This window comes from Sagittula sp. MA-2 (assembly GCF_030126985.1).
GTDB lineage: Bacteria > Pseudomonadota > Alphaproteobacteria > Rhodobacterales > Rhodobacteraceae > Sagittula.
Map to the genome: position 1 here is coordinate 175,182 of NZ_CP126145.1, position 21,863 is coordinate 197,044.

Annotated in this window: 23 protein-coding genes; 6 read left to right on the forward strand and 17 right to left on the reverse strand. The window is 68.3% G+C overall.

The annotated features are described in order from the left end of the window. Together QNI11_RS00900 and QNI11_RS00905 are read left to right on the forward strand one after the other, a co-directional pair. Entirely contained in the window at positions 1-2,229 is a 2,229-nt protein-coding gene (locus QNI11_RS00900) for an ATP-binding cassette domain-containing protein (RefSeq protein ID WP_283983471.1), read from the forward strand. Continuing rightward, entirely contained in the window at positions 2,229-3,410 is a 1,182-nt protein-coding gene (locus QNI11_RS00905; protein WP_283981989.1) for an HlyD family efflux transporter periplasmic adaptor subunit, read from the forward strand. Before QNI11_RS00900 ends, QNI11_RS00905 begins: the two co-directional genes overlap by 1 nt. A gap of 66 nt (positions 3,411-3,476) precedes the next feature. Here QNI11_RS00905 and dtd read toward each other — a convergent pair whose 3' ends face one another. The 4 genes from dtd to QNI11_RS00925 form a co-directional block, all read right to left on the reverse strand. After that, complete coding sequence (dtd, locus tag QNI11_RS00910; RefSeq protein ID WP_100928233.1) at positions 3,477-3,920, reverse strand: D-aminoacyl-tRNA deacylase; 444 nt, start codon at positions 3,918-3,920, stop codon at positions 3,477-3,479. Continuing rightward, positions 3,917-4,816 carry a carbohydrate kinase gene (locus QNI11_RS00915; RefSeq protein ID WP_100928232.1) on the reverse strand — a complete coding sequence of 300 codons (900 nt, stop codon included), beginning with the start codon at positions 4,814-4,816 and terminating at the stop codon, positions 3,917-3,919. The genes dtd and QNI11_RS00915 overlap by 4 nt, the downstream gene beginning before the upstream one ends. 258 nt (positions 4,817-5,074) lie before the next feature. Beyond that, positions 5,075-6,211, reverse strand: a complete 1,137-nt coding sequence (locus QNI11_RS00920) for a TFIIB-type zinc finger domain-containing protein (protein ID WP_283981990.1) — start codon at positions 6,209-6,211, stop codon at positions 5,075-5,077. 331 nt (positions 6,212-6,542) lie between these two features. After that, on the reverse strand, positions 6,543-7,022 hold the full coding sequence (locus tag QNI11_RS00925) for a cytochrome b (protein WP_283981991.1): 480 nt from the start codon (positions 7,020-7,022) through the stop codon (positions 6,543-6,545). A 156-nt stretch (positions 7,023-7,178) separates the two neighbouring features. On the opposite strand from QNI11_RS00925, the gene QNI11_RS00930 reads away from it, so the two are divergent. Next, on the forward strand, positions 7,179-7,724 hold the full coding sequence (locus QNI11_RS00930) for a hypothetical protein (protein ID WP_283981992.1): 546 nt from the start codon (positions 7,179-7,181) through the stop codon (positions 7,722-7,724). A 239-nt stretch (positions 7,725-7,963) separates the two neighbouring features. On the opposite strand, the gene QNI11_RS00935 is transcribed toward QNI11_RS00930, so the two are convergent. From QNI11_RS00935 to QNI11_RS00965, 7 genes are all read right to left on the reverse strand, one after another. After that, entirely contained in the window at positions 7,964-9,091 is a 1,128-nt protein-coding gene (locus tag QNI11_RS00935; protein ID WP_283981993.1) for an SPFH domain-containing protein, read from the reverse strand. A 52-nt stretch (positions 9,092-9,143) separates the two neighbouring features. After that, positions 9,144-10,175 carry a DUF2927 domain-containing protein gene (locus QNI11_RS00940; protein ID WP_283981994.1) on the reverse strand — a complete coding sequence of 344 codons (1,032 nt, stop codon included), beginning with the start codon at positions 10,173-10,175 and terminating at the stop codon, positions 9,144-9,146. A 2-nt stretch (positions 10,176-10,177) separates the two neighbouring features. Further along, positions 10,178-11,374: a toxic anion resistance protein gene (locus tag QNI11_RS00945; protein ID WP_100928227.1), complete on the reverse strand. Its 1,197-nt coding sequence runs from the start codon at positions 11,372-11,374 to the stop codon at positions 10,178-10,180. Positions 11,375-11,398: 24 nt separating this feature from the next. Further along, on the reverse strand, positions 11,399-12,313 hold the full coding sequence (locus QNI11_RS00950) for a 5-bromo-4-chloroindolyl phosphate hydrolysis family protein (protein WP_283981995.1): 915 nt from the start codon (positions 12,311-12,313) through the stop codon (positions 11,399-11,401). A gap of 247 nt (positions 12,314-12,560) precedes the next feature. Beyond that, positions 12,561-13,400 (reverse strand): hypothetical protein, encoded by an 840-nt coding sequence (locus QNI11_RS00955; protein ID WP_283981996.1) that lies wholly within the window; start codon positions 13,398-13,400, stop codon positions 12,561-12,563. Continuing rightward, the gene (locus QNI11_RS00960) at positions 13,400-13,597 is read right to left on the reverse strand and encodes a hypothetical protein (RefSeq protein ID WP_100928224.1); all 198 of its coding nucleotides are present in this window, start codon (positions 13,595-13,597) and stop codon (positions 13,400-13,402) included. The genes QNI11_RS00955 and QNI11_RS00960 overlap by 1 nt, the downstream gene beginning before the upstream one ends. Before the next feature lie 84 nt (positions 13,598-13,681). Then, positions 13,682-14,752 carry a pseudouridine synthase gene (locus tag QNI11_RS00965; protein ID WP_283981997.1) on the reverse strand — a complete coding sequence of 357 codons (1,071 nt, stop codon included), beginning with the start codon at positions 14,750-14,752 and terminating at the stop codon, positions 13,682-13,684. A 74-nt stretch (positions 14,753-14,826) separates the two neighbouring features. Here QNI11_RS00965 and QNI11_RS00970 point away from each other — a divergent pair, with 74 nt between their 5' ends. Both QNI11_RS00970 and QNI11_RS00975 read left to right on the forward strand, forming a co-directional pair. After that, positions 14,827-15,276 carry a nucleoside deaminase gene (locus tag QNI11_RS00970; RefSeq protein WP_283981998.1) on the forward strand — a complete coding sequence of 150 codons (450 nt, stop codon included), beginning with the start codon at positions 14,827-14,829 and terminating at the stop codon, positions 15,274-15,276. Then, on the forward strand, positions 15,276-15,821 hold the full coding sequence (locus QNI11_RS00975) for a pseudouridine synthase (RefSeq protein ID WP_283981999.1): 546 nt from the start codon (positions 15,276-15,278) through the stop codon (positions 15,819-15,821). Before QNI11_RS00970 ends, QNI11_RS00975 begins: the two co-directional genes overlap by 1 nt. 80 nt (positions 15,822-15,901) lie before the next feature. On the opposite strand, the gene QNI11_RS00980 is transcribed toward QNI11_RS00975, so the two are convergent. From QNI11_RS00980 to clpS, 5 genes are all read right to left on the reverse strand, one after another. Further along, a complete protein-coding gene (locus tag QNI11_RS00980; RefSeq protein WP_157814938.1) occupies positions 15,902-16,369 on the reverse strand; it encodes an SRPBCC family protein in 468 nt (155 codons plus the stop codon). 171 nt (positions 16,370-16,540) lie between these two features. Continuing rightward, entirely contained in the window at positions 16,541-17,422 is an 882-nt protein-coding gene (gene hemF / locus QNI11_RS00985; RefSeq protein ID WP_283982000.1) for an oxygen-dependent coproporphyrinogen oxidase, read from the reverse strand. A 100-nt stretch (positions 17,423-17,522) separates the two neighbouring features. Beyond that, positions 17,523-18,320, reverse strand: coding sequence for an SDR family NAD(P)-dependent oxidoreductase (locus QNI11_RS00990; protein WP_100928218.1), 798 nt, complete (start codon positions 18,318-18,320; stop codon positions 17,523-17,525). A 26-nt stretch (positions 18,321-18,346) separates the two neighbouring features. Beyond that, positions 18,347-19,354 carry a class I SAM-dependent methyltransferase gene (locus QNI11_RS00995; protein ID WP_283982001.1) on the reverse strand — a complete coding sequence of 336 codons (1,008 nt, stop codon included), beginning with the start codon at positions 19,352-19,354 and terminating at the stop codon, positions 18,347-18,349. A gap of 70 nt (positions 19,355-19,424) precedes the next feature. Further along, on the reverse strand, positions 19,425-19,748 hold the full coding sequence (gene clpS / locus QNI11_RS01000) for an ATP-dependent Clp protease adapter ClpS (RefSeq protein WP_157136587.1): 324 nt from the start codon (positions 19,746-19,748) through the stop codon (positions 19,425-19,427). A 120-nt stretch (positions 19,749-19,868) separates the two neighbouring features. Between clpS and QNI11_RS01005 the strand changes: the two genes are divergently transcribed. Further along, complete coding sequence (locus QNI11_RS01005; RefSeq protein ID WP_100928216.1) at positions 19,869-20,567, forward strand: HAD family hydrolase; 699 nt, start codon at positions 19,869-19,871, stop codon at positions 20,565-20,567. A 153-nt stretch (positions 20,568-20,720) separates the two neighbouring features. On the opposite strand, the gene QNI11_RS01010 is transcribed toward QNI11_RS01005, so the two are convergent. Further along, the gene (locus QNI11_RS01010; RefSeq protein WP_283982002.1) at positions 20,721-21,788 is read right to left on the reverse strand and encodes a 5-(carboxyamino)imidazole ribonucleotide synthase; all 1,068 of its coding nucleotides are present in this window, start codon (positions 21,786-21,788) and stop codon (positions 20,721-20,723) included. Between the last annotated feature and the right edge of the window lie 75 nt (positions 21,789-21,863).

Genomic DNA, 21,863 nt, shown 5'->3' on the forward strand with positions numbered 1-21,863 from the left:
ATGGCGGGCCGGGCGCGCGATGCCGTGCTGAGGGCGGTGCCCTCGGGGCACGGCTCTGGCGCGTCGTCGCGGTTCAGCACACGGGGGCGCGCCCGGGCGACGCTGATCCGCGTGCTGGCCGGGCGGCTCGGGGTGGAGGCCAAGGCCACCGACATCCTCGAAGCCCTGTCCCAGAACGCCGGATGCGACGACAGCTACGATGCCTACGCCCTGCGCACAGGGGTCGAGGCCGCGGGCCTTCTGGCTCTTGAGGACGAACCCGACAGCCTCGTGCCCGGTCTCTGGCCCGCCATCGCCGTGATGAAGAACGGGCAGGCTGTGCTGGTCCTGTCGCAGGAGGCGGGCTGGCTGACGATCTACGACGACACCACCGTGTCCCGCACCTCCGAGGTTGAGCTGGCAGAATTCGCGCGGTTCTTTTCCGGTCAGTTGATCCGGGCGGAGGCGCCGGTCGCCTACCTAGCGGAAACCCACGCGGCGGTCGAGCGCAAGCAGCACTGGTTCTGGGGCCAGTTCGGCCATTTCTCCAAACAGTTTGGCGAGGTGGCCCTGGGCTCCTTCGTGGCCAACCTGCTGGCGGTGTCCGTCGCGCTGTTCTCGCTCCAGGTCTACGATCGGGTGATCCCGCACCAGTCAGAGGCGACGCTCTGGGTGCTGGCGGCGGGCGCCGGACTGGCGCTGCTGCTCGAAGGGTTCCTGAAGGTCGCGCGGTCCCAGCTTCTGGACGGGGCCGGACGGCAGATTGAGCTTGGCGTGCAGGGCCTCCTGATGAAGCGCCTCTTGGGCATGCGGTCCGACCTGCCGGGGCGCACGCCGTCGCAGCTCTTCTCCTCCATGCGGGAATTCGGATCGGTGCGGGAGTTCTTCACCGCCTCAACCGTGGGCGCGCTGGCCGACATCCCCTTCATCTTCGTCTTCCTGCTGATGGTCTGGTCGATCGCGGGCAGCGTCGTCTGGGTGCTTGTGGCGGGCGGTGTCCTGATGGTCGTCCCGGGCTTCTTCATGCAGCGCCGCATGATCCGCCTGACAAAGGAAATGCAGGGCGCCTCGTCCAAGCAGTCGCGCCTGTTGCAGGAAACCGTGGTCGAACTGGACACCATCAAGACGCAGCGCGCCGAGGATCGCTTTGCCCGGCTGTGGGAAGAACTGAGCGCGGTGCAGGCGCTGAAATCCTCCGACCAGCGCAGGCTGGCCGCGACCCTGACGTTCTGGAGCCAGGGCGTCCAGCAGGCCACCTATGTCGCGGCGGTCATCACCGGCACGTACCTTGTGTTTGCAGGCGAATTCACCGTCGGATCGATCATCGCCGTGGGCATCCTGTGTTCGCGCACGCTGGCGCCGCTGACCCAGCTGTCGGGCATCCTTGCCCGCTGGGGCAACGTCAAGGCGGCGCTCGACGGGCTCGACTCCATCGCCGAGGTGCAGCAGGACCGCTCTGCCACGCGCACCTACCTGCGCCGCGAGACGCTGGGCGGCCGCTTCGACCTGCAGGGTGTGAGTTTTCGCTACGATCCCGAAGGCGCGGCGGTTCTGGACGTGAACGCGCTGAGCATACTGCCCGGGCAGGTGATGTCGGTGCTGGGCGCCAACGGTTCGGGCAAGTCCACGCTTCTGAAGGTGCTGACCGGGCTTTATCAGCCGCAGGCCGGCAAGGTGCTGGTCGATGGCACGGAGATGGCGCAGATTGAACCGAAGGACCTGCGCCGCAACATCGGCTACCTCGGGCAGGACGTGCGGCTGTTCCACGGCACGCTTCGGGACAACCTGAACCTGTCGCTGCTGGAGCGGGACGACAACAGGCTTTTCGAGGCGCTGGATTTCGCGGGCCTCGGCCCCTTCGTGAAGGCGCATCCCAAGGGGCTGGACCTCGACATCCGCGACGGCGGAGAGGGGTTTTCGGTCGGGCAGCGCCAGTCCATCGGCTGGGCGCGCCTGTGGCTTCAGGACCCGAGCGTCTGCCTGCTGGACGAACCCACCGCCGCGCTGGACCAGACGCTTGAGAAGACGCTGATTTCCCGGCTGGAACACTGGCTGAAGGGGCGCACGGCGGTGATCGCCACGCACCGGGTGCCGATCCTGCAACTGGCGGACCGGACGATGATTCTGGCGAACGGCCGGATGATCGTGGACGGGCCGCGCGACCAGGTCCTGGCGCATCTGCGCGGCGCGCAGGTGGCGGGTGCCCCGGCCCCCGTGGCCGCGTCCATGCCAGCGACGGGAGCGGCCTGATGGCGGCGTCCTCCACCAACCTCGGCGCGCAGCTGTCGAAGTCGCTGCGCGGCCCGTCGATGACCATCTGGCTGTGCGCCATTTCGGTCTGGGTCTTCATCGTCTGGGCGTCGATGGCGTGGCTGGACGAGATCGTGCGGGCGGAGGGCGAGATCATCTCCTCCTCCCGTCCGCAGATCATCCAGAACCTCGAAGGCGGCATCCTGTCCGAGCTGCTGGTGAAGGAAGGCGACGAGGTGCTGCGCGGCGACGTGCTGGCCCGGCTGCACGGCACGCAGTTCCGGTCCTCGGTCGACGATCTGCGCGACCAGATCACCGCGCTGGAAATCCGAAGGCTGCGCCTCGAGGCGGAGCTGTCCGGCAGTTCCGTGGTGGAGGTGCCCGACGAACTTAGGGAGCGCCTGCCCGCCATGGTCGCCTCGGAACAGGCGCTGCTGGCGGCGCGGCAGTCCGACTATATCTCGCGGCGGCAGGGGGCGCAGAAGGTGCTCGACCAGGCGGCGGAAGAGAAGGCGCTGATGGAGAACCTTCTGGACAAGAAGGTGGTCGCGCTGATCGAGGTGACGCGGGCCCGCAAGGCCCATGCGGACGCAAAGAACGCCTACGACGAGATCGTCACGCGCACGGAACTGGCCCGGGCCGAGGAGTTTTCCGAGACGCTGAAGGAGCTTGCGACGCTCAAGCAGAACCTGAAGGCGTCGCTGGACCAGTTGAACCGCACGGTGCTGGTGTCGCCGCTGCACGGCGTGGTGAACAAGCTGAGCGTGACGACCATCGGCGGCGTGGTGCGCCCGGGCGAGGAGATCATGCAGATCATCCCGCTGGACGAGGAACTGTATGTCGAGGCCAAGGTGAAGCCCGAGGACATCGCGGGCATCCGTCCCGGGCAGGAAGTCACGATCAAGCTGTCGGCCTACGATTACACGATCTACGGCGCGCTGAAGGGGCGGGTGGACGTGATCTCGGCGGACACCTTCAAGGACGAGCGCCGCCCGGAGATGCCGCCGCACTACAAGGTGACGGCGCGCGTCGACCGGGACGCGATGACCGACCGGCAGGCGGCGATGCAGGTCCGGCCCGGGATGCAGGCGCAGGCAGAGCTGCACACCGGCGAGAAGACGGTGCTCCAGTACCTGTTGAAACCGCTCTACAAATCGCGCGAGGCCTTCCACGAACCGTGAGCCGGCGGGGCGCCTGTGGTGCGCTGCCTGTCTCGTCGAAGGCCTTCCCGTCAGGGCTGCCGCGGATCAGCTGTCGGTGTCCATCCAGATCGTCACCGGCCCGTCGTTGGTCAGGCTCACCGCCATGTCCGCGCCGAAGCGTCCGGTGGCGACCGGGATGCCCTGCTTCTGGACCTGCGCGGCGAAGTGGTTGTAGAGGCGTTCGCCCTCGTCCGGGCTGGCGGCGGCGGAAAAGCCGGGACGGTTCCCGCGCGAGGTGTCGGCCGCAAGGGTGAACTGGCTGACGACCAGTGCCGCGCCGCCGGTGTCGGTGACGGAGCGGTTCATGCGGCCCTCGTCGTCGCGGAAGATCCTGAGCTTGGCGATCTTGGCGGCGAGGCGGTCGGCCTCTGCCTCCGTATCGCCCTGCATGGCGCAGACGAGGATCATCAGGCCAGGCCCGATCTCTCCGACGGTGGAGCCGCCGATCTCGACCCGAGCGTTGGTGACGCGCTGGATCAGGGCTCTCACAGCTCGTTGTCCCACGGCGGGTTGGCGCCCGCGCGGCTGACGGTGATCGCGGCGGCCCGGGCGCCGAGGTCGGCGGCAGGCGCCAGATCGTCGAGCCATGCGGAGGCGAGCTTCTCCCGGGTCAGCAGCCCGGCCCGGTCGAGACCGGCGAGGAATCCCGCGTTGAACGTGTCGCCCGCACCCACGGTGTCGACCACGGCGACCTTCTGCGCGGCGATGCGCTTCGTCCCCTCGCGGCTGACCATGTCCACGCCTTCCGCGCCGCGCGTCACCAGCACCAGTGCCACGCCCTGCTTCAGCAGCGTTTCGGGCGCTGTGCCCAGCCACTCCATGTCCTCGTCGGAGATCTTCACGACGTCGGCCCGGTTCAGCATGGCGCTCAGGCGCGCGCGGTAGCGCGGTTCGTCGGTGATGAAGCCGGGGCGGATGTTCGGGTCGATCATGACCACGCGGTCGCCCGCGCGTTCGCACAGATCGGCATAGGTGTCGGCCGCCGGTTCGCCGACAAGGGAAATACCGCCGAAGAACAGGGCCTTGCAGGTGTCGTCCAGTGCCGGAAGCTGGTCCGAGGACAGCATCCGCCCGGCGGTGTTCTCGTCGTAGAAGGCGTATTTGGCGTGGCCGTCCACCAGCGTGACGAAGGCCAGCGTCGTCGGGCGGTCGCTGCGTGCCGCCGGGGTGTGATCGACGTTGGAGGCGGTCAGGGTGGACGCCAGAAGCTGGCCGAAGAGGTCGTTCGACAGCCCGCCGAAGTAGCCCGCCGGGGCGCCAAGGCGGCCAAGCGCGATGGCGGTGTTGAAGACCGCGCCGCCGGCGTAGGGGGCAAAGGCCGCCTCACCCGCCGTCGTTTCGCGGGGCAGCATGTCGATGAGAGCTTCGCCGCAGCAGAGGATCATGGGTCTGGTCCCTTCTGGCATTCGTGTTTGCGCTATCTATCAGGAAGAGACGCGAATGCGGAAGGGGTCAAGCCCATGTTGCGGATCCGGGGCCGGAGAAACATGCCCGGTGCATCGGGGCGCACCGGGCCGTTAACGTTCCGGTCGTCACCGGCAGGACAAATCGCGGGGTGGTCACACATTGCCCGTCACGGGTTACGAATCCGTTAATCCACGGGGCGCAGCGGGATGTAGGGCGGGGCTTTGCGCCGCCTCCCCTCACTGGTTCTGGGCGAAGACATAGCCCACGCCTGCGGCGACGATCAGGCCGAGAATCACCGCGACGGCGATCTTCCACGCCGACCAGGGCCGTTCGCCCTGCACCCGGCCCGTGCGGCCGTTGACCACGAAGCGGTAGGTCTTGCCCCGGTACTTGTAGGCCGCCAGCCAGACCGGCAGCAGGATGTGCTTGAAGGTCACGTCCGAGACGTTCGTGTCGATGCGGTGGATGCGCTGGCGGTCGCCGCCGATGTCGAACTTCACGTCCCGCTCGATCTGCCGGTCCATGTGGGCGCGCGCCTCGACAAAGCCTTCGTCGAGGTCGACCTGATATCCTTCGGCCCGGAAACCGGCAAGGAATTCAGGGCGGTAGGGCTCCAGCGCGGCCAAGTCCCAGGGCTCCAGCGCGTCGGTGAACCGCTTCGGCAGCGCCCGGGAGGCCAGCACGAGAACGTCGTCGAAGAAGCGCGAGACATGGCCCGAGGCGGGCGACCAGCGGATCTTCTGGACCTGCACCTGCTGGCGCTTGCCGTCGCGCACCACGGTTTCGGTCACGTAGTAGACCGTGCCGCGTTCGCCCGAATAGCGCGAGGCCGTGTTGGCGTCGTAGGTCCAGTAGGGCACGTAGATGCCGCTCATCTTGCGGCCCTTGCGCGCATAGTCCTGAAGCCCGCCGGGCGCGAACCAGAGCTTGCCCAGCCACTTGGTCATGGCGTCACGGGCGGCGGCCTCGTCCAGCGCAAAAGGCAGCAATCCCCGTGGCTTGATATGCCTGTGGGTCCCGGTGTCGGCGACCACGGGCGTGGCGCAGAAGGGGCATTCCGTGGCATGCACCGCCGGGTCGAATTCGAGCTGCGCGGCGCAGTTCGGACAGGTGGTGACGCGGGTCTCCTCCATCTCCTGGAGCGGCAGGAGGTTGTCGATCGCCGCCCGGAAGTCGAGCTCTTTCAGGCCGCCTTCCCACGGGCTGCGCTGCTCGATAACCTCACGGGTCGATCCGCAGAAGTCGCAGATCAGCATATTGCGTTCAGGATCAAAGCGATAGTCGGCGCCGCACTGGTCGCAGGGGAAGCGGTGTTCCTCCGTGGTGCCTTTCTCGGGCGGCGCGGAATCGAAGGGCGGGGGTGTGTCACTCATGGCAAAATCGTCTTGGATCAATGGCGGTTGCGGTCATCCTAGGAGGATTGGCGCGGAGGGGAAGGGGGCAGGGCGGCGCGCGTTCACATTTGGCCTTTATCACCGGTGCGTGCGGTAGGGTTAAGCTGCCGTGCGCTGGGCACCTGTTGGGGTTTCCGGGTGCGGGACCACAAGGGCGGAAGCATTCGTTCGGAAAGGTGAACGCGCTGTAAGGGGTAAACCGGCCGGTCCGGGGGTCCGAAACGGCCGGTTGTTAACCTTTGCGCCCGCGGTCCGCCGCGGATCCTCGTGACGTAGCGTCATCTTTGTTAACGCGGCTCCACGCGGGTCCTCAGACCTGCGGGCGGAACATCCGGGTCAGCACGCCGTCGCGTTTCACGACCGCGTGGAGGATCGCCACGACCGCATGGGCGGCGGCGAGGATCACCAGCGCCTCGCCCACGACCTCGTGCACCTCGCCTGACGTGCGCAGCCCGCCGTACCAGGCGCCGATGCCCAGAAGCGGCGCCGCGATCATCAGGAGGTAAAGCGCGCGGTGCCCCCAGAGCGCGGCGAGGTCGGCCCAGCGGGGCTGACCGGCAGGCGGCGGCGGGGCACCATGGAAGGCGCGCACGACGATGCGGATGGCGATGAAGACCAGCGCGCCGATCCCCAGCCAGACGTGCAGCGGCGTGGTGTCCTCCCCCGATTCGAGGCGGTTGCGCAGGGCGCGGCCCATGTCCTCGTGGGTCAGGAAGGCGGCGGCGATCAGCACCGCGACGGTCCAGTGAAGGCCGATCTGGAGGCCGGAATATCCCTCTTGGCGGGCCATGCCGTGAAATCCCCGAAGCTGCGGTGCCGCACGGCACCGGTGAATTGCCGGGTTCAGATTACGGGCGGCGCGATTCAAGGCAAGCGCGCCGGAGACGACCTCTTGCCGCAGGGGATCAGGCGGTTAGGTTCGGGGCAAACGATGGAGGACTGCTGCGTGTACCTGCGAACGACCCTGATGATCCTGCTGGCGGCGCCGCTCCGGGCGGAGACGGTGACCATGGCCTTCCGCTGGGAGGGGTCTGGCGGCTACGCGGTGTCGGGCGCGCTGCAATACGACACGCGGGACGTGTCCGGGCCGTTGGTGCGGGACAGCGACCTGATCTGCTTTCACGTCGACGGAACGAAGGACGGCGAAGCCATCGGCCACTGGGGCCTGCGGATGCTGAACGAGGAGACCGACTGGCGGCTCTTCCTCGACCCCGAGGGGCCGGAACTGCTGGTCGAGGGCATGGGCGTGGACATGCCGCAGGCGTGGAACATGGACGGCTTCGGCACGAGCTGCGGTGCGGGCGGCTTCGGCTTCAACATCGGCAGCGCGGCGCAGGACCTCTGCCTGGATGGCGCGCTGCTGTATGAAAGCCAGGTCGATCCGTTCCGGCCCTTCCCGGTGGAGCGTGTGACGGAGCACGCCTTTCCGCCCTACGCCTGCAACGCCCCGGCGCTGATGAGCGCCCTGCCGCGGGCGCTGTCGGGCGGGTGAGGAGGGGGCTCCGCCCCCGCCTGCGGCCCCCCGAGGTATTTTGGCCAAGATGAAGGCGGGGGGGGGGCGTCCTGATGTGGCAGGGGCGCCGGCAGCGGAGAGGGCCCCCGGCGGCCTGTGGCGCGCGGAGGTGTCATGGCCGGGCGGAAGGGGGGCGCGTCTTTTGCGTCGGAGCGCGGCTTTGCGCGCGGTGACGGGGGGCGCGGCCCCCAGGTATCCGGGCGGGGGCCGCGAAGGGGTTACATCGGCGGCGGCGGCGGGGGCATGACGGTGAAGAGCTGTGCCAGTTCGGACACCTCGCCGGCCTTCTTCCAGCCGTCCTGCCCTTGGGTCCAGACGTGGGTTTCGCGGTCGAACTCTCCGGTGGTGACCATCTTGCCGAGGTCCGCCTTGGAGAAGGGGCCGGTGGTCTGCCCGGCCTTGGCGATGTGCCAGACGTGTTCCACCGGCGGGGGGGGAGGCGGTGGCGGCGCGGCGGAGGCCGGTTGCTGCTGGCCGCCCCACGGACCGGGCTGACCGCCGGAGGGCTGGGTCATCTGCTGGGCCATGTTCATGCCCATGCCCGCGCCGAAGCCCATGCCCATCGACTGGTCCATGGCGCCGCCCTTGCCCATCGCCTCGGCCGCCTTCCACTTCATGTGGTCGTCGAGGTTGCCGGCCAGCCCGCGCGAGGTGCGGGCGTCGAGCGCCTTCTCGACCTCGGGGGGGAGGGAGATGTTCTCGATGTAGAGTTCGGGCAGCGTCAGGCCGTAGGCGGCGATGGTCGGGTCGATGGCCTTGGCGATCAGCCCGCCGACCTCGCCGGTGTTGGCCGCCATGTCGAGCACCGGGATGCCGGAGCGGGCGATGGCCTGGCTGAATTCCTGCACGATGATGTTGCGGATCTGGAAGGCGACCTCGTCGGTGGTGAACTCGCCGTCGGTGCCGACGATTTCCTGCATGAAGAGCGCGGGGTCGGCGACCTTGATCGCGTAGGTGCCGAAGGCGCGGATGCGGGTCGGGCCGAACTCCGGGTCGCGCAGCATGATCGGGTTCTTCGTGCCCCACTTCAGGTTGGTGAAGCGGGCGGTCGAGACGAAGTAGATCTCTGACTTGAACGGGCTCTGGAAGCCGTGGTCCCAGTGCTGGAGCGACGTCATGATCGGCATGTTGTTGGTTTCCAGCATGTACATGCCGGGGGTGAAGACGTCGGCAAGCTGGCCCTCGTGGACGAAGACCGCCGCCTGTCCTTCGCGCACCGTCAGCTTGGCGCCGTACTTGATCTCGTGGCCCTCGCGCTCGAACCGCCAGACGAGCGTGTCGCGGGTGTCGTCCGTCCAGTGGATGACGTCGATGAACTGTCCCTTGAGGAAATCCCAGATCGGCATTGAAATCTCTCCTTATTTCAAAACGGTCGGACGGCGGCGGGCGGGGGCGCGGTCAGCTTGAATTGCCGGATCCGACGAGATCGGCGGCCTTTTCGCGCACGATGGGCAGCGCCTCTTCGGCGGACATGCCCGGGCGCAGGCGCGGATCGTAGAGGATCTTGAGCAGCAGCTCGTCGTGCCGGGTCAGCAGCGCGAATTCGTCGTCGTCGTTGAAGATCGTCGGGCGCGCGGAGGGGCTGTCGTTGGTCAGGCCGAAGCCCTGGGCCATTTCCTCGTGCACGCAGGACCGGCGCATCAGGTCCGGGTGTTCGGAACGGATCACCGCGATGGCCGTGCCGTAGTCGTAGCCGCCGTAGTCGGTGGCGAAGGCCATCACGAGGCAGTGGATGCCGCGCGGCAGGTTGCGGAAGATGCGCAGCGCGTTGGGGTTCACGTCCGGCACGAGCTGGCGGATGCGGTTGGCGATCTGCGGCTGGTCGTCCTCCGACATGAAGAGGACGTAGAAGTTCGGGTTGTCGTTGCTCATCGACACCGGGTGGCCGGTGATGCGGCCGAGGCGGGCGGCGTATTTCGCCACCTCGGCGCGGTCCCAGTCGATCTGCTCGCGCGGGACGCCGGGGCCGAATTCCGTGGTGACGCGCACCGGCTGGGTCCATTTCTTGACCGCCGAGGAGGCGCCGGGGCCGGCCGGGCGCAGGCCCTCGCCGCGGATGTATTCCTCTTCCAGCGCGATGGCCATGAAGTTGCGCACCAGCATGGTGTCGGTGAACGGCGTGTCGGGGCCGCCGCCGTCGGTGCGCAGGAGGCCGCGGGCGAGGTTGTCGGCCTGCACGCGCGAGTAATAGGCCGCGATCTCGCGCGAGGCGGCGGAGGGCGGCGTCGGCTCCGCTTCGGTGACCGGCGGAGGGGCGGCCACGGGGGCAGGGCGGGCTTCGGGCGTGACGACGGTCTGGCTGGGCGCAAGCGCCGCCTCGTCACAGGCCGAGAGGGCCGCGACGCAGAGGAGCGCCGGGACCCAGGCCGGGACATTGGCCCGGAGCCTGGCCCGTGCTGCGGACCGGGAAATGTCGCGCGCTGCGCCCATGATCAGGACGGCACCGCGGTTGCGGCGACGTCGCCGGTCCCGGTCTTGCGGGCCTTCGCGGAAGCCAGCGTGTCGCGCAGTTCGTGTTCCATCTTCTTCAGTTCCTCTTCGGCCTTGGCGCGGCGCGCCTTGCCCTCGTCCGCGATCCGCAGCGAGTCCTCGATGGTTCCGATCAGGTCGGCGTTGGCCTGCTTGACCGCCTCGATGTCGAAGACGCCGCGCTCCATCTCCTCGCGGATGATCTTGTTGCTGTCGCGCAGGTTGGCGGCGTTGGAGGTCAGAAGCTCGTTGGTCAGGTCGTTGGCGTCGCGCACGGCGGCGGCGGCCTGCTTCGAACGCTGGATGGTGACCGCCTGCGCAAGCTGGGTTTCCCAGAGCGGCACGGTGTTGACCAGCGTCGAGTTGATCTTGGTCACGAGGGACTTGTCGTTTTCCTGCACCAGACGGATCGAGGGCAGCGACTGCATGGTGACCTGGCGCGTCAGTTTCAGGTCGTGCACCCGGCGTTCCAGATCGTCGCGGGCGCCGCGCAGGTCGCGCAGTTCCTGCGCCTTCATCACCTGGTCGCCCTCGTCTGCGTTCTGGACCTCGTTCTCCTTCGCGGGGATCGCGATGCCGTCCAGTTCCTCCAGCTTTTCCTCGCCGGCGGCGATGTAGAGCGCCAGCTCGTCGTAGAACTGCAGGGTCTTTTCGTAGAGCAGGTCGAGCGACTTTATGTCCTTCAGGAGCCGGTGCTCGTGCTTCAGGAGGTCGTCGGTGACCTTGTCGATCTGCGCCTGCACCGTCTCGTACCGGGCGGTGAACTTGGCGAAGGGGGCGGCGCGGCCCAAGAGCTTTTCCCACCACGAACGTTCGCGGCGCACGTCCAGCTCGGACACGGAGAAGCCGCGGATCGTGGTGACGATGCCGCGCAGGCTGTCGCCCGCCGGGCCCACGTCCTTGTTGCGCACGTCCGTCAGCATCGCCTGGGAAATCGTCTGGAGTTCGGCCTGTGCGGCGGAGCCGAAGGACACGATGGAGTTCGTGTCGCTCATGTCGATCTCGTCCATCCGGGCGCGGATTTCCTCGCTGGTTTCGGCCGGGGCTTCCTTCAGCGGGACGATGGCATTGGCATCGGCCGGTTCCGGCAGGATGGTGGCGTTGACCTCATCGACCATCGTGAGCGTCTTCTGAGCTTCCTGGCGAACGTTTTCAGACATCTAAGGGATCCCCCGTTTAAAATTTCAGCCCAACTTCCGGTCGAGATGCACGCCTTCGCGCTGCAGGCGCTCGCGCAGGACCTCTATCTCGATGTTGAGGTCGGCGTTGTCGTCCTCAAGCAGTTTTTCGATCTTCTTGTCGAAGCTCTCTTCGAGATCGGTGAGCAACATCATGAAATCGGTTTTGGCCCCGCGGTCGCGGGTGCGCGAATAGATATCCGCGAACTTGATGGCGGCGTCCTTCGCCCCCATCAGGTAGACGCCGAGGAACTGGCGGGCGGCGGTCAGGTCGCGGGGGTCTTCCTCCACCGTGCGGATCATCTCGCGGGCCTTGACGGTGAAGCGTTCGACGCGGGCCTCGGACTGGGCGTCGTCGGCGCGCTTCACGGCCTCGTTCATGGCGGCGAGGTGGCGCTCCGCCTCGTCGACCACGCGGGCCACGCGGTCCTGCTGGAAGGTGTCGATGCCCTCCATGCCCTTGTCCTTCATCGGGTCGATGCCGAAGGCGCCGATGTGCAGTGCGGTGGCGACGACGCCGTAGATCGCCGGGGCCGCGACACCGTGCTGCGACGTCCAGGCGGCCAGTGCGGCACCGATGCCGCAGAGGCCCGCCGCGAACAGCTTGCGCGGGATCGACGGGCGGCGGGCGATCTTGCGTTCGTGGTAGGCAGATTCGGCCTGCAGCCCGTCGCGCAGGAGCCACGCACCAAGGATCAGCGACCCGGCGCCCAGAAGGCCCACGGCCATGTCGGCCGGCGCTTCGTTGATCGAGAAGAAGGCGAGGAGCAGCCCGGGAATGAACAGCACGTTGGACCGGGCACCGGCCGGCGCGACCTTTGCGCCCTTGTAGGCGCGGACCTCGGCACGGTCCTCACGAAGCGTCGGTTTTCCCGCCATGTCCCCGTCGGGGCTGTATTTTCCGCCATAGCGCTTTGCCATCGCTCAAAGGCCCCCGAGCCAGCCCGTGGACACTCCGAAGAGGAGGACGATCAGCAGGATATAGCTGATCTTCTGCAAGGCGTTTCCGGACATCCAGGCCCCCGATGGTCTGCGTGTGACCGAAACTTAGGGGCTAAATGCTGCACTTGCTAGGGGGAACTATCCACAGTCAGCGTCACCTTGCCCACGGACGACCTGTCCGTTGACCTGCCGGGAGGCGGGGAAGGAAAGGGCCGCGGGGCGGTCGTCAGGCGGCGCTGTTGGTGGGCATCCGGTCGAGCAGGAGGTCGGCCTCCATCTCGAAATCGTCCTTGTCGCCGCGCACACGGGTCCTGCGGGCGCTTGTCTCGAAGCTTTCGGTCATGACGTCCAGCTTGGCGATGTAGCGGCGACGGGCGAACTGGGCACCCTCGCCGGAGCGCGCGTCGCAGAGCCGGTTCGATTCCGCGTCGAGCAGGCTGACGAACTTGTCGACCGGGCGCGCCAGCCGGGCCAGCGACCGGGGGTCGCGGGCGAAGCCGCGCATCAGGCGTAGAATCAGCGTGCGGGCGGCTTCGGTGCGGCGGGTGATCTCCGCGTCTTCCAGCATGGCGATGCGGTCGGCGATCATCGCCAGCCGGTGATCCGTCTGTTCCAGCAGGATGTCGGCCTCCTGCCGGCCATTGTCGGCACGCACATCGGTCTTGTCGCGCATCGGGTCGAGCCCGAAGGCGGCAATGCCGAGGCCGAAGCCGCAGACGCCGATCAGCAGCGGCAGGACGATGTCCTCGAAGCGGTGACTGGCCAGCACGACGATCATCGTGCCGATCAGCAGCGAGCCGAGGAGCTTGCGGGGAATGCGCGGGGCCTTCGCGCCGGGAGTGACACGGTAGATGGCGTGCAGGCGCGTGCCGTGCGCGATCAGCCGCAGCGCGACGGAGAGGATCCAGAGTTCGACGAGGGCCGTGGCCATGGCGGAGAACCCGCCGTAGAACATCCAGGCGAACAGCGGAAAGGCCGCCAGGAACAGGAAGTTGAGCCCCGTGTCCTGGTTCGGGCATTCCGGGGGCGCCTCCGCCGGGCGCTGCATGGCGAGGAGTCTGCGCATCAGTAGAAGCTCAGGAAGAAGATCAGAAGCCAGAGCGTGACAAAGGCCCCGCGCGAGATCATCTGCCCGCTGTCCCGCGCGCGCCCGGCGCATCGGGCCAGCATCGAGCAGGTGTCCTGCACGACGACGCGCAGGTAGCTCAGCACCAGAAGCGCAGAGCCGAACAGGATGAGAAGGGCGAGAGTCGATGTCATCATGACCTCAACCTCGTGCCGAATCCGGGCGAAAACGCGGCGCTGTCCGGGAAAAACCTTGAAATGGTGAACAGATCGTTAAGGCGTCTAGTCCCGGCGCGGCCTTGGCGACTTAGGGCCGCTCCCCGGGCGCGACGGCCCGGAGCGTGCGGGTTTGCCCTTCGACGGACCGGCCTTCGCATCTGCCCGGGTGCCCGGTTTGGGGCCGGATTTGCCGGCGAATTTACCAGCAAATTTACCGGCGGGCTTGCCTGCGGGTTTCGCCCCCGGCTTGCCCGGATGCCGGGACGAACCGTCCGCGCTTGCAGAGGGCTTTCCGCCGCCGGAGCGTGCCGGAACGGGCTTTGCGCCGGTGGGGTCGGCCGCTTTGCGGGCGCGGGGCTGGAGGCGCGGCTTTGGCTTTGCCTCCGGATCGGGTTCGGCGTCCAGTCCGAGACCCAGCTGGTCGCGCAGGATCTTGCGGCGCACTTCCTGCACCTCGCCCGGCTTCATCTGGCCAAGCTGGAACGGCCCGTAGGAAATGCGGATCAGCCGGTTCACCGACAGGCCGAGGTCGGCCATGGCGCGGCGGATCTCGCGGTTCTTGCCTTCGCGCAGGCCCACGGTCAGCCAGGCGTTGGCGCCCTGCTGGCGGTCCAGGCTGACGATCATCGGCTGGAAAGTCTGGCCGTCGACGGTCAGACCGTCGCGCAGCGGTTGCAGCATCGGGTCGGTCGGGCGCCCGTTGATCCGCACCCGGTAGCGCCGCAGCCAGCCGGTGGAGGGCAGCTCCAGCCGCCGCTTCAGGCCGCCGTCGTTGGTCAGCAGCAAGAGGCCCTCGGAGTTGAGGTCGAGCCGGCCCACGGACATCACGCGCGGCAGGTCGTCGGGCAGGTCGTCGTAGATCGTCGGCCGCCCCTGTTCGTCCTTGGTGGTCGTCACAAGGCCGGTGGGCTTGTGGTACAGCCAGAGCCGCGCCTCCTCCGGTCCGTCGAGGGCCACGTCGTCGACGGTGACGCGGTCCTTGTCGGTGACGTTCAGGGCCGGGCTGTCGATGACCGTGCCGTTCACCGCAACGCGGCCTTCGGCGATCATGCGCTCTGCCTCGCGGCGGCTGGCGCGGCCGGCGCGGGCGATGACCTTGGCGATTCGGTCTCCGGGAGGGGTCTTGTTGTCCATGGGGCCTCTTACCGTGTCGGCAGGGGCCGGGGGAAGCGGCTTTCCTGCCTCACGCCCGCGCGCTAAGGGGGGACATGGTCTTTCGTTCGCACATGGACGCGGCGCTGGCAGAGGCGCGCGCGGCGGCAACCCGGGGCGAAGTGCCCGTGGGCGCGGTCGTCGTGGCGCCTTCGGGCGAGGTGTTGGCCCGCGCGGGCAACCGCACGCGGGAGTTGTCGGACCCCACGGCCCATGCGGAGGTGCTGGCCCTGCGCGCGGCCTGCGCGGCGGCGGGGTCGGACCGGCTGCCAGGGCATGACCTCTACGTGACGCTGGAGCCCTGCCCGATGTGCGCGGCGGCGATCTCCTTCGCGCGGGTGGCGCGGCTGTATTACGGCGCGGCGGACCCGAAGTCGGGCGGCGTGGCGCAGGGGCCGCGGATCTTCTCGCACCCCCAGTGCCACCACGTGCCGGAGGTCTACGACGGGATCGGGGCAGAGGCGGCCTCGGCCCTGCTGACGGGTTTCTTCAGGGAGCGGCGGTGATGGCGCGGGTGATCCTGTTCAACAAGCCGATGGGCGTGCTGTCGCAGTTCACCGACAAGGGCAACGCGGACAGCCCGCGTTCGACCCTGTCGGAGTTCGTCGAGGTGAAGGGCGTCTACCCGGCAGGGCGGCTCGACCGCGATTCCGAGGGGCTCTTGGTGCTGACGGACGACGGGCGGCTGCAGGCGCGCATCGCCTCGCCGAAGTTCAAGCGCCCGAAGACCTACCTCGTGCAGGTGGAGGGCACGCCCACCGAGGACCAGATCCGGGCGCTGCGCGAGGGTGTGGAGCTGAACGACGGGCCGACCCGGCGGGCGGAGTGCGTGGCGATCGACCCGCCCGACCTCTGGCCGCGCAATCCGCCGGTGCGGTTCCGCAAGTCGGTGCCCGATGCGTGGCTGTCGCTGACGATCTCGGAAGGGCGCAATCGGCAGGTGCGGCGGATGACGGCGCATGTGGGCCTGCCCTGCCTCAGGCTGGTGCGCTGGTCGGTGGGCGACTGGTCGGTCGAAGGGCTCGCGCCGGGGGAGTGGCGGGACGCCTGAGCGGTGGTGCCGGGGCGTGTGGCCGGAGTGTCTGGCCGGGGGCGGTGTCCCGCCGCCCGGCCGTCTGGTTCAGGGATGTTTCAGGCGGCGCGGTGCAGCGTCGGCTTCTTGCCCTCGCTGGCGGCCTTGAGATCGGCGAGCCCCTCGATCAGGACCGCCTTGGCGTGGCGTTTCGCCTGTTTCGGCAGGGCCATCGGCCAGGCGCCGCGGTAGGAGGCGGTGGCATGGACGTGGGTCGTCTTGCCGTGGTCCTCCAGCGTGATCAGGTGCCCCGCCGATACGAAGAGCGCGGCGCTGGTCCAGCCGAGCTGATGCTTCGGGTCGACCACCTGCAGGCGTGCGCGGACGGTCTGGCGGTTGGCGCGCATCTCGAAGGCGGTGCCGGGCACCAGCGGGATGTGGGCGCTGATCCACTCCACGTTTCTGAACCACGCGGGCCAGCTCGGGACGTCGGAAAGCACGGCCCATACGGCCGAAGCCGGTGCCTCGATAAGGATGTCCGCGCGGGCAGCAACCGGAGCGGACGCGTCGATGTCGTGATAGGTCAAGATAAGCCCCATGAGATGGGGCCGGGGCCACGGGGCGCGAACGATTGGCAGCGTTCGGAGGCGCCAGAATCTCCGGCCATGACCGGGAATTTCCCTTTGGTCACGGCGGGTGATTTATGATTTTGCAAGGTGTCTTGCAAGCCCTCTCAAAGGTGGGTGTTCACGAATGTTTCAGACCCATTTCGCCAGCGGAGGAAGGCTCATCAGGACGGCATTCGCGTCGTGTCCGGTGGCCAGTCCGAACTTCGTCCCGCGGTCGTAAACCAGGTTGTATTCGGCATAAAGCCCGCGGTGCACGAGCTGCACGTCCTTGTCCGCATCGGTGAAGGGCTGCGTGCGGCGCTTCTCGATCAGCGGCAGGTAGGCGGGCAGAAAGGCGCGGCCGATGTCCTGCGTCAGGGCGAAATCCGCCTCCCAGTCGCCGGAGTTGCGGTCGTCCATGAAGATGCCGCCGACGCCGCGCGCGCGCTTGCGGTGGGGGATGTAGAAATACTCATCCGCCCAGGCCTTCAGCGCCGGGTAGTGCTCGGTCCCGTGGGGGTCGAGGTGGGCCTTCTGGGTGGCGTGGAAATGGGCGGTGTCCTCGTCGTACTCGATACACGGGTTGAGGTCTGAGCCGCCGCCGAACCACCATGCGCCGGGCGTCCAGAACATGCGGGTGTTCATGTGGACGGCAGGGCAGTGCGGGTTCTGCATGTGCGCCACCAGCGAGATGCCGGACGCCCAGAAGCGCGGGTCGTCGGCGATGCCCGGGACGCCGCGCGCCGCCATGGCCTGCTGCGCGGGCACGCCCAGGGTGCCGTAGACGGTGGAGACGTTGACGCCGACCTTCTCGAACACCCGCCCGCCGCGCATCACGCTCATCAGCCCGCCGCCCGCGTCGGAACCGTCGTCGGACTGGCGGCTGGTCCGGGTGACGTCGAACCGGCCGGCGTTGCCTTCGGCGAAGGGACCTGTCTCATGGCTGTCCTCGAGCGCCTCGAAGGCCGCGACGATCTGGTCGCGGAGGTCACGGAACCACGCGCTGGCGCGGTCTTTTTCGGCGGTCATCATGGCGGTGTCTCCTCGCATTCGGGCGGACATTAGCGGCGGGCCGGGGCAGGGGCAACGCGACGCGAGGGTGCCGGCGGTGCAGACAGCCGGGGGTCTGCGGTCAGTGCGCGGGCGCGGCCACCGGGTCCAGCAGGGTGCGCCCGCCGTCCACCGTCATGACCTGCCCGGTCATGAAGCCCGAGCCGTCGCTGGAGAGGAACTGCACCGCCTCGGCCAGCTCGCGCGGGGGGGCGATGCGACCAAGGGGGGTGTGGTTCTCGATGTCGGAGCGGTAGTCGCGGTGTTCCTTCAGCGTGTCCTTCAGGCTGGCGGACATCACCGAGCCGAAGGCCAGCGCGTTCACCCGGATGCGGCTGGGCGCCAGCGCCACCGCCATCGAACGGGTCATCTGGTCCAGCGCGGCGCAGGACACGGAATAGGCCAGAAGCTCCGGATGGGTGCGGCGGGCCGCGATCGACGAGAGGTTGACGATGGCACCGACCTGGCCTTCGGTCTGGCCCTCCGCCTGCTTGATCATCCGGCGCGCCACGAGCTGGCTCATCCGGTAGGCGGTCATCAGGTTCTGGTCGAGCAGCTTGTCGAGGGTGTTGTCCTCGAGGTCGAGCGGGTCGGTCGGCAGCATCTGCCGCGACCCGTTCACCAGGATGTCGACGCGGTCGTAGGCGTCCAGCGTCGCCGACAGCAGGTTGGCCAGCGTCAGCTTTTCCCGCAGGTCGCCCGCGAAGAACTTGATGCTGTCCTCGTCGCCCTTCTCGCATTCCTTGGCCAGCCGCACCTCGTCCATGTCGGCGAGCATGACGTTGGCGCCGTTGTTGGCGAAGTGCTTGGCGATGGCGAGCCCGACGCCGTTCGCGGCGCCGGTGACGATGGCGGTCTTGCCCTCGATGGAGAAACTCATGGTTCGCGCCTTTCCTCGTTCGGCGGTCAGCGCCGCGTCCGGATGACCCGGGCAGCGTGCAACAGTTTGAAGCGTGAGTCGCCCCCGATCTCGGCCACATCGCGGAAAAGCGCGGTGAGGGCGGTCTCGTAGGGGAGGTGACGGTTGGCGACCATCCAGAGCTGGCCATGCGGCGCAAGCACCCGGGCGGCGGCCTCGATGAAGGCGCGGCCAAGCGCGGGATCGGCGCGGCGGCCGGCGTGGAACGGCGGGTTCATGACCACCGCGTCGAGCCTGCGGGGCGCGTGCGCACCCTGCGGCTGCGGCGGGGTCCATGTGGTGGCGTCGGCCCAGTGGAAGACGGCGCGCGGATCGGTGACGTTCAGGCGGGCGCAGTCGAGGGCGGTCTTCTCCGTCTCGACGAGGTGCAGGGTCTTCACGCCTTGGTGGCGCAGGATCTCGCGCGAGAGCCAGCCCCAGCCGGCGCCCAGGTCGGCCACGTCGCCCTTGAGCAGCGGCAGGGCCCCGGCCAGCGCGACGGAGGCCTCGTCCGGCGCATCGGCGGAAAAGACGCCCGGCGCGACCCAGTCGCCATGGGCGTTCCGCGCCTGCGCGGGGCGAACCCAGTCCGCCAGCGCCTCGCCCGGATGAAACCATGCGCAGCGCCCGTGCGCCTTGGACACCTGTCCGTCGAGCGTCACGCGCTGCTTCAGCGCCTTCAGGATCGCCTCCACCCCGTCGGTCTTGGCGCCGTCGACCACCACCATCTCGGCGTGCTGCGCGGCGAGGGCAAGCCGCGCCTCGGCGGCGTCGCGGGCGCGGGGGAGGGAGACGATGGCGGCGGCATAGCGGCCCTCGGGCGCGGTGGCGGTCGGCAGGCCGCGGGCGGCCCAGCCGTCATGCGCGGCGGCATCGGTCTGGATCACCGTCACGCGGGTCGTGTCCAGCATGTCGACGGGGGCATCGGCGGGCGCACCGATCAGGGCCAGCGGCCCGTCGTCCGGAAGGACGAGGCCGCCGGTCTCTATGGCGAAGCGGAGGCGTTCGGATGTCATGAGCGGAAAGACCGTTCCCTTGTCTCTGGGGGACAAGGCATGTGTGGCCCCGTCCCGTGAAACCGGGGGCCTATTCCTTTTCCATGGTGCACTGCAAGGGGTGCTGGTGGCGGCGGGCGAAATCCATGACCTGCCCGACCTTGGTTTCCGCGATCTCGTGACTGAAGACGCCGACCACGGCGACCCCCTTCTTGTGCACGGTCAGCATGACCTCGAACGCCTGTGCGTGGGTCATGCCGAAGAACCGTTCGAGAACGTGCACGACGAATTCCATCGGCGTATAGTCGTCGTTCAGCAGCAGGACCTTGTAGAGCGGAGGGCGCTTGGTCTTCGGCTTCGTCTTGGTGACGACGCCGGTTTCACCCTGACCATCATCCGGCTCGTCTGCGGCCATCGTCCACTTCTGCGGGGCGTCTGTCATATGTGCCTGTCGCGCTTTGCGTTCCGGTATACGGCCACTTTATATAGCCGCGAGGCCTCCGGCGAAAAGGGGGGCACGGAGGATGAATACAAAATGGCGCAAAATCTGCTAACAATCGGTTTCGACGCGGACGACACGCTGTGGCACAACGAGCGGTTCTTCGTGGGCACGCAGGAGAAATTCGCCGACCTGCTCAAGGATCATGCAGAGCGCGCGCACCTCGAGGAGCGGCTGGTCGCGGCGGAGCGGCGCAACATCGGCCATTACGGATTCGGCGTGAAGGGGTTCACCCTGTCGATGATCGAGACCGCGATCGAGGTCACCGACGGCCGCGTGCCCGCCTCCGTCATCGGCGAACTGCTGGAGGCCGGGCGCGAGATGCTGGCCCATCCCGTCGAACTTCTGCCCCATGCCGAGGAGGCGGTGCACGCCCTGGCGCCGGGCCACCGGCTGGTGCTGATCACCAAGGGCGACCTCCTGCACCAGGAGCGCAAGCTGGCGGCCTCGGGCCTCGGCGATCTGTTCGACGCGGTGGAGATCGTGTCGGACAAGCGGCCTGCCACCTACGCGCGGATCTTCGGGGCGATGCCGGGTGGGGCGGAGGCGGCGATGATGGTCGGCAACTCGATGAAGTCCGACGTGGTGCCGGCCATCGCGGCCGGGGCCTGGGGCGTCCATGTGCCGCATGACCTCGCCTGGGCGCTGGAACACGCCGAGGCACCCGACGCCGCGCGCTTCCGCGAGATCGCGGATCTGTCGGGCCTGCCGGAGCTGGTGCGGGAGATCGGCTGAAACACCGGTCCCGGAACTGCCCGTCCAAAGAAACACCCGGCCTCTCCGGAAAGGTTCGGACCCCCTTCATCTTGGCCGAAATACCTTGGGGGTCCGGGGGTGAAACCCCCGGCGGGTCGCTGCCGGAGGCAGCGAAACCCGGCTACCGGAGGCTCAGCCCTTCACCAGCCGGTTGACGTGGCCCATCTTGCGGCCCGGCTTCACCTCCGCCTTGCCGTAGAGGTGCAGCGCCACCGCCGGGTCGGCCATCAGATCGGGCAGGCGGTCCATGTCGTCGCCGATCAGGTTCTCCATCACGATGTCGGAGTGACGCTCGCCGTTGGCCAGCGGCCAGCCCGCCACGGCGCGGATGTGCTGTTCGAACTGGTCGACGAGGCAGCCGTTCTGCGTCCAGTGGCCGGAGTTGTGCACCCGCGGCGCGATCTCGTTCACGATCAGGCCTTTGGGCGTGACGAACAGCTCGACCCCCATCACGCCGACGTAATCGAGCGCGTTGAGGATGCGGCCCGCCAGCAGCACGGCATCGGTCATGAGGCGCGAGGGGACCTCGGCGGGGACGGTTGTGGTGCGCAGGATGCCGCCCTCGTGCACGTTCTCGCCGGGGTCGAAGGCCGAGACCTGGCCGTCCTGGCTGCGGGCGGCGATCACCGAGATCTCCTTCGAGAAGTCCACGAAGCCTTCGAGGATCGCCGGGGCGCCGTTCATGTCGGCCAGCGCCTCTGCGGCATCGTCCGCGCTCTTCAGACGGGCCTGCCCCTTGCCGTCATAGCCGAAGCGCCGGGTCTTGAGGATCGCGGGCGCGCCGATGGTTTCCAGCGACGCGTCGAGCGCCGCCGCATCGGGCACGTCGGCAAAGGGGGCGGTGGCGAGGCCCAGGCCGGTGAGAAAGGTCTTTTCGGTCAGCCGGTCCTGGCTGACGCGCAGCGCCTCGCGGTTGGGGTGGATGGGCTTCAGGCTTTCCAGCAGGTCGAGCGCCGAGGTCGGGATGTTCTCGAACTCGTAGGTGATGACGTCGACGCTTTCGGCGAAGCGGCGCAGGGCGTCCTCATCCTCGTAGGAGGCCTGCAGGTGGTAGTTCGCCACGTGCGAGGCCGGGCAGTCGCCGCCCGGTTCGAAGATCACCGTCCTGAAGCCGAGGCGCGAGGCCGCGACCGAGAGCATGCGGCCAAGCTGGCCGCCGCCGAGAATGCCGATGGTGGCGCCGGTGGGGAGAGGGGACATGGCTGATCTCCGTGTTTTCGGCTGTCTGGCGCGGGATGGCCGGCGTTGCAAGCGGGGGCTCTGCCCCCGTCACCT

Coding starts and splice junctions, on each gene's coding strand:
- QNI11_RS00900 (WP_283983471.1), top strand. CDS start 1: ATGGCGGGCCGGGCGCGCGATGCCGTGCTGAGGGCGGTGCCCTCGGGG.
- QNI11_RS00905 (WP_283981989.1), top strand. CDS start 2,229: ATGGCGGCGTCCTCCACCAACCTCGGCGCGCAGCTGTCGAAGTCGCTG.
- QNI11_RS00915 (WP_100928232.1), bottom strand. CDS start 4,816: ATGATCCTCTGCTGCGGCGAAGCTCTCATCGACATGCTGCCCCGCGAA.
- QNI11_RS00920 (WP_283981990.1), bottom strand. CDS start 6,211: ATGAGTGACACACCCCCGCCCTTCGATTCCGCGCCGCCCGAGAAAGGC.
- QNI11_RS00925 (WP_283981991.1), bottom strand. CDS start 7,022: ATGGCCCGCCAAGAGGGATATTCCGGCCTCCAGATCGGCCTTCACTGG.
- QNI11_RS00935 (WP_283981993.1), bottom strand. CDS start 9,091: ATGCCGATCTGGGATTTCCTCAAGGGACAGTTCATCGACGTCATCCAC.
- QNI11_RS00940 (WP_283981994.1), bottom strand. CDS start 10,175: ATGGGCGCAGCGCGCGACATTTCCCGGTCCGCAGCACGGGCCAGGCTC.
- QNI11_RS00945 (WP_100928227.1), bottom strand. CDS start 11,374: ATGTCTGAAAACGTTCGCCAGGAAGCTCAGAAGACGCTCACGATGGTC.
- QNI11_RS00950 (WP_283981995.1), bottom strand. CDS start 12,313: ATGGCAAAGCGCTATGGCGGAAAATACAGCCCCGACGGGGACATGGCG.
- QNI11_RS00955 (WP_283981996.1), bottom strand. CDS start 13,400: ATGCGCAGACTCCTCGCCATGCAGCGCCCGGCGGAGGCGCCCCCGGAA.
- QNI11_RS00960 (WP_100928224.1), bottom strand. CDS start 13,597: ATGATGACATCGACTCTCGCCCTTCTCATCCTGTTCGGCTCTGCGCTT.
- QNI11_RS00965 (WP_283981997.1), bottom strand. CDS start 14,752: ATGGACAACAAGACCCCTCCCGGAGACCGAATCGCCAAGGTCATCGCC.
- QNI11_RS00970 (WP_283981998.1), top strand. CDS start 14,827: ATGGTCTTTCGTTCGCACATGGACGCGGCGCTGGCAGAGGCGCGCGCG.
- QNI11_RS00975 (WP_283981999.1), top strand. CDS start 15,276: ATGGCGCGGGTGATCCTGTTCAACAAGCCGATGGGCGTGCTGTCGCAG.
- hemF (WP_283982000.1), bottom strand. CDS start 17,422: ATGATGACCGCCGAAAAAGACCGCGCCAGCGCGTGGTTCCGTGACCTC.
- QNI11_RS00990 (WP_100928218.1), bottom strand. CDS start 18,320: ATGAGTTTCTCCATCGAGGGCAAGACCGCCATCGTCACCGGCGCCGCG.
- QNI11_RS00995 (WP_283982001.1), bottom strand. CDS start 19,354: ATGACATCCGAACGCCTCCGCTTCGCCATAGAGACCGGCGGCCTCGTC.
- clpS (WP_157136587.1), bottom strand. CDS start 19,748: ATGGCCGCAGACGAGCCGGATGATGGTCAGGGTGAAACCGGCGTCGTC.
- QNI11_RS01005 (WP_100928216.1), top strand. CDS start 19,869: ATGGCGCAAAATCTGCTAACAATCGGTTTCGACGCGGACGACACGCTG.
- QNI11_RS01010 (WP_283982002.1), bottom strand. CDS start 21,788: ATGTCCCCTCTCCCCACCGGCGCCACCATCGGCATTCTCGGCGGCGGC.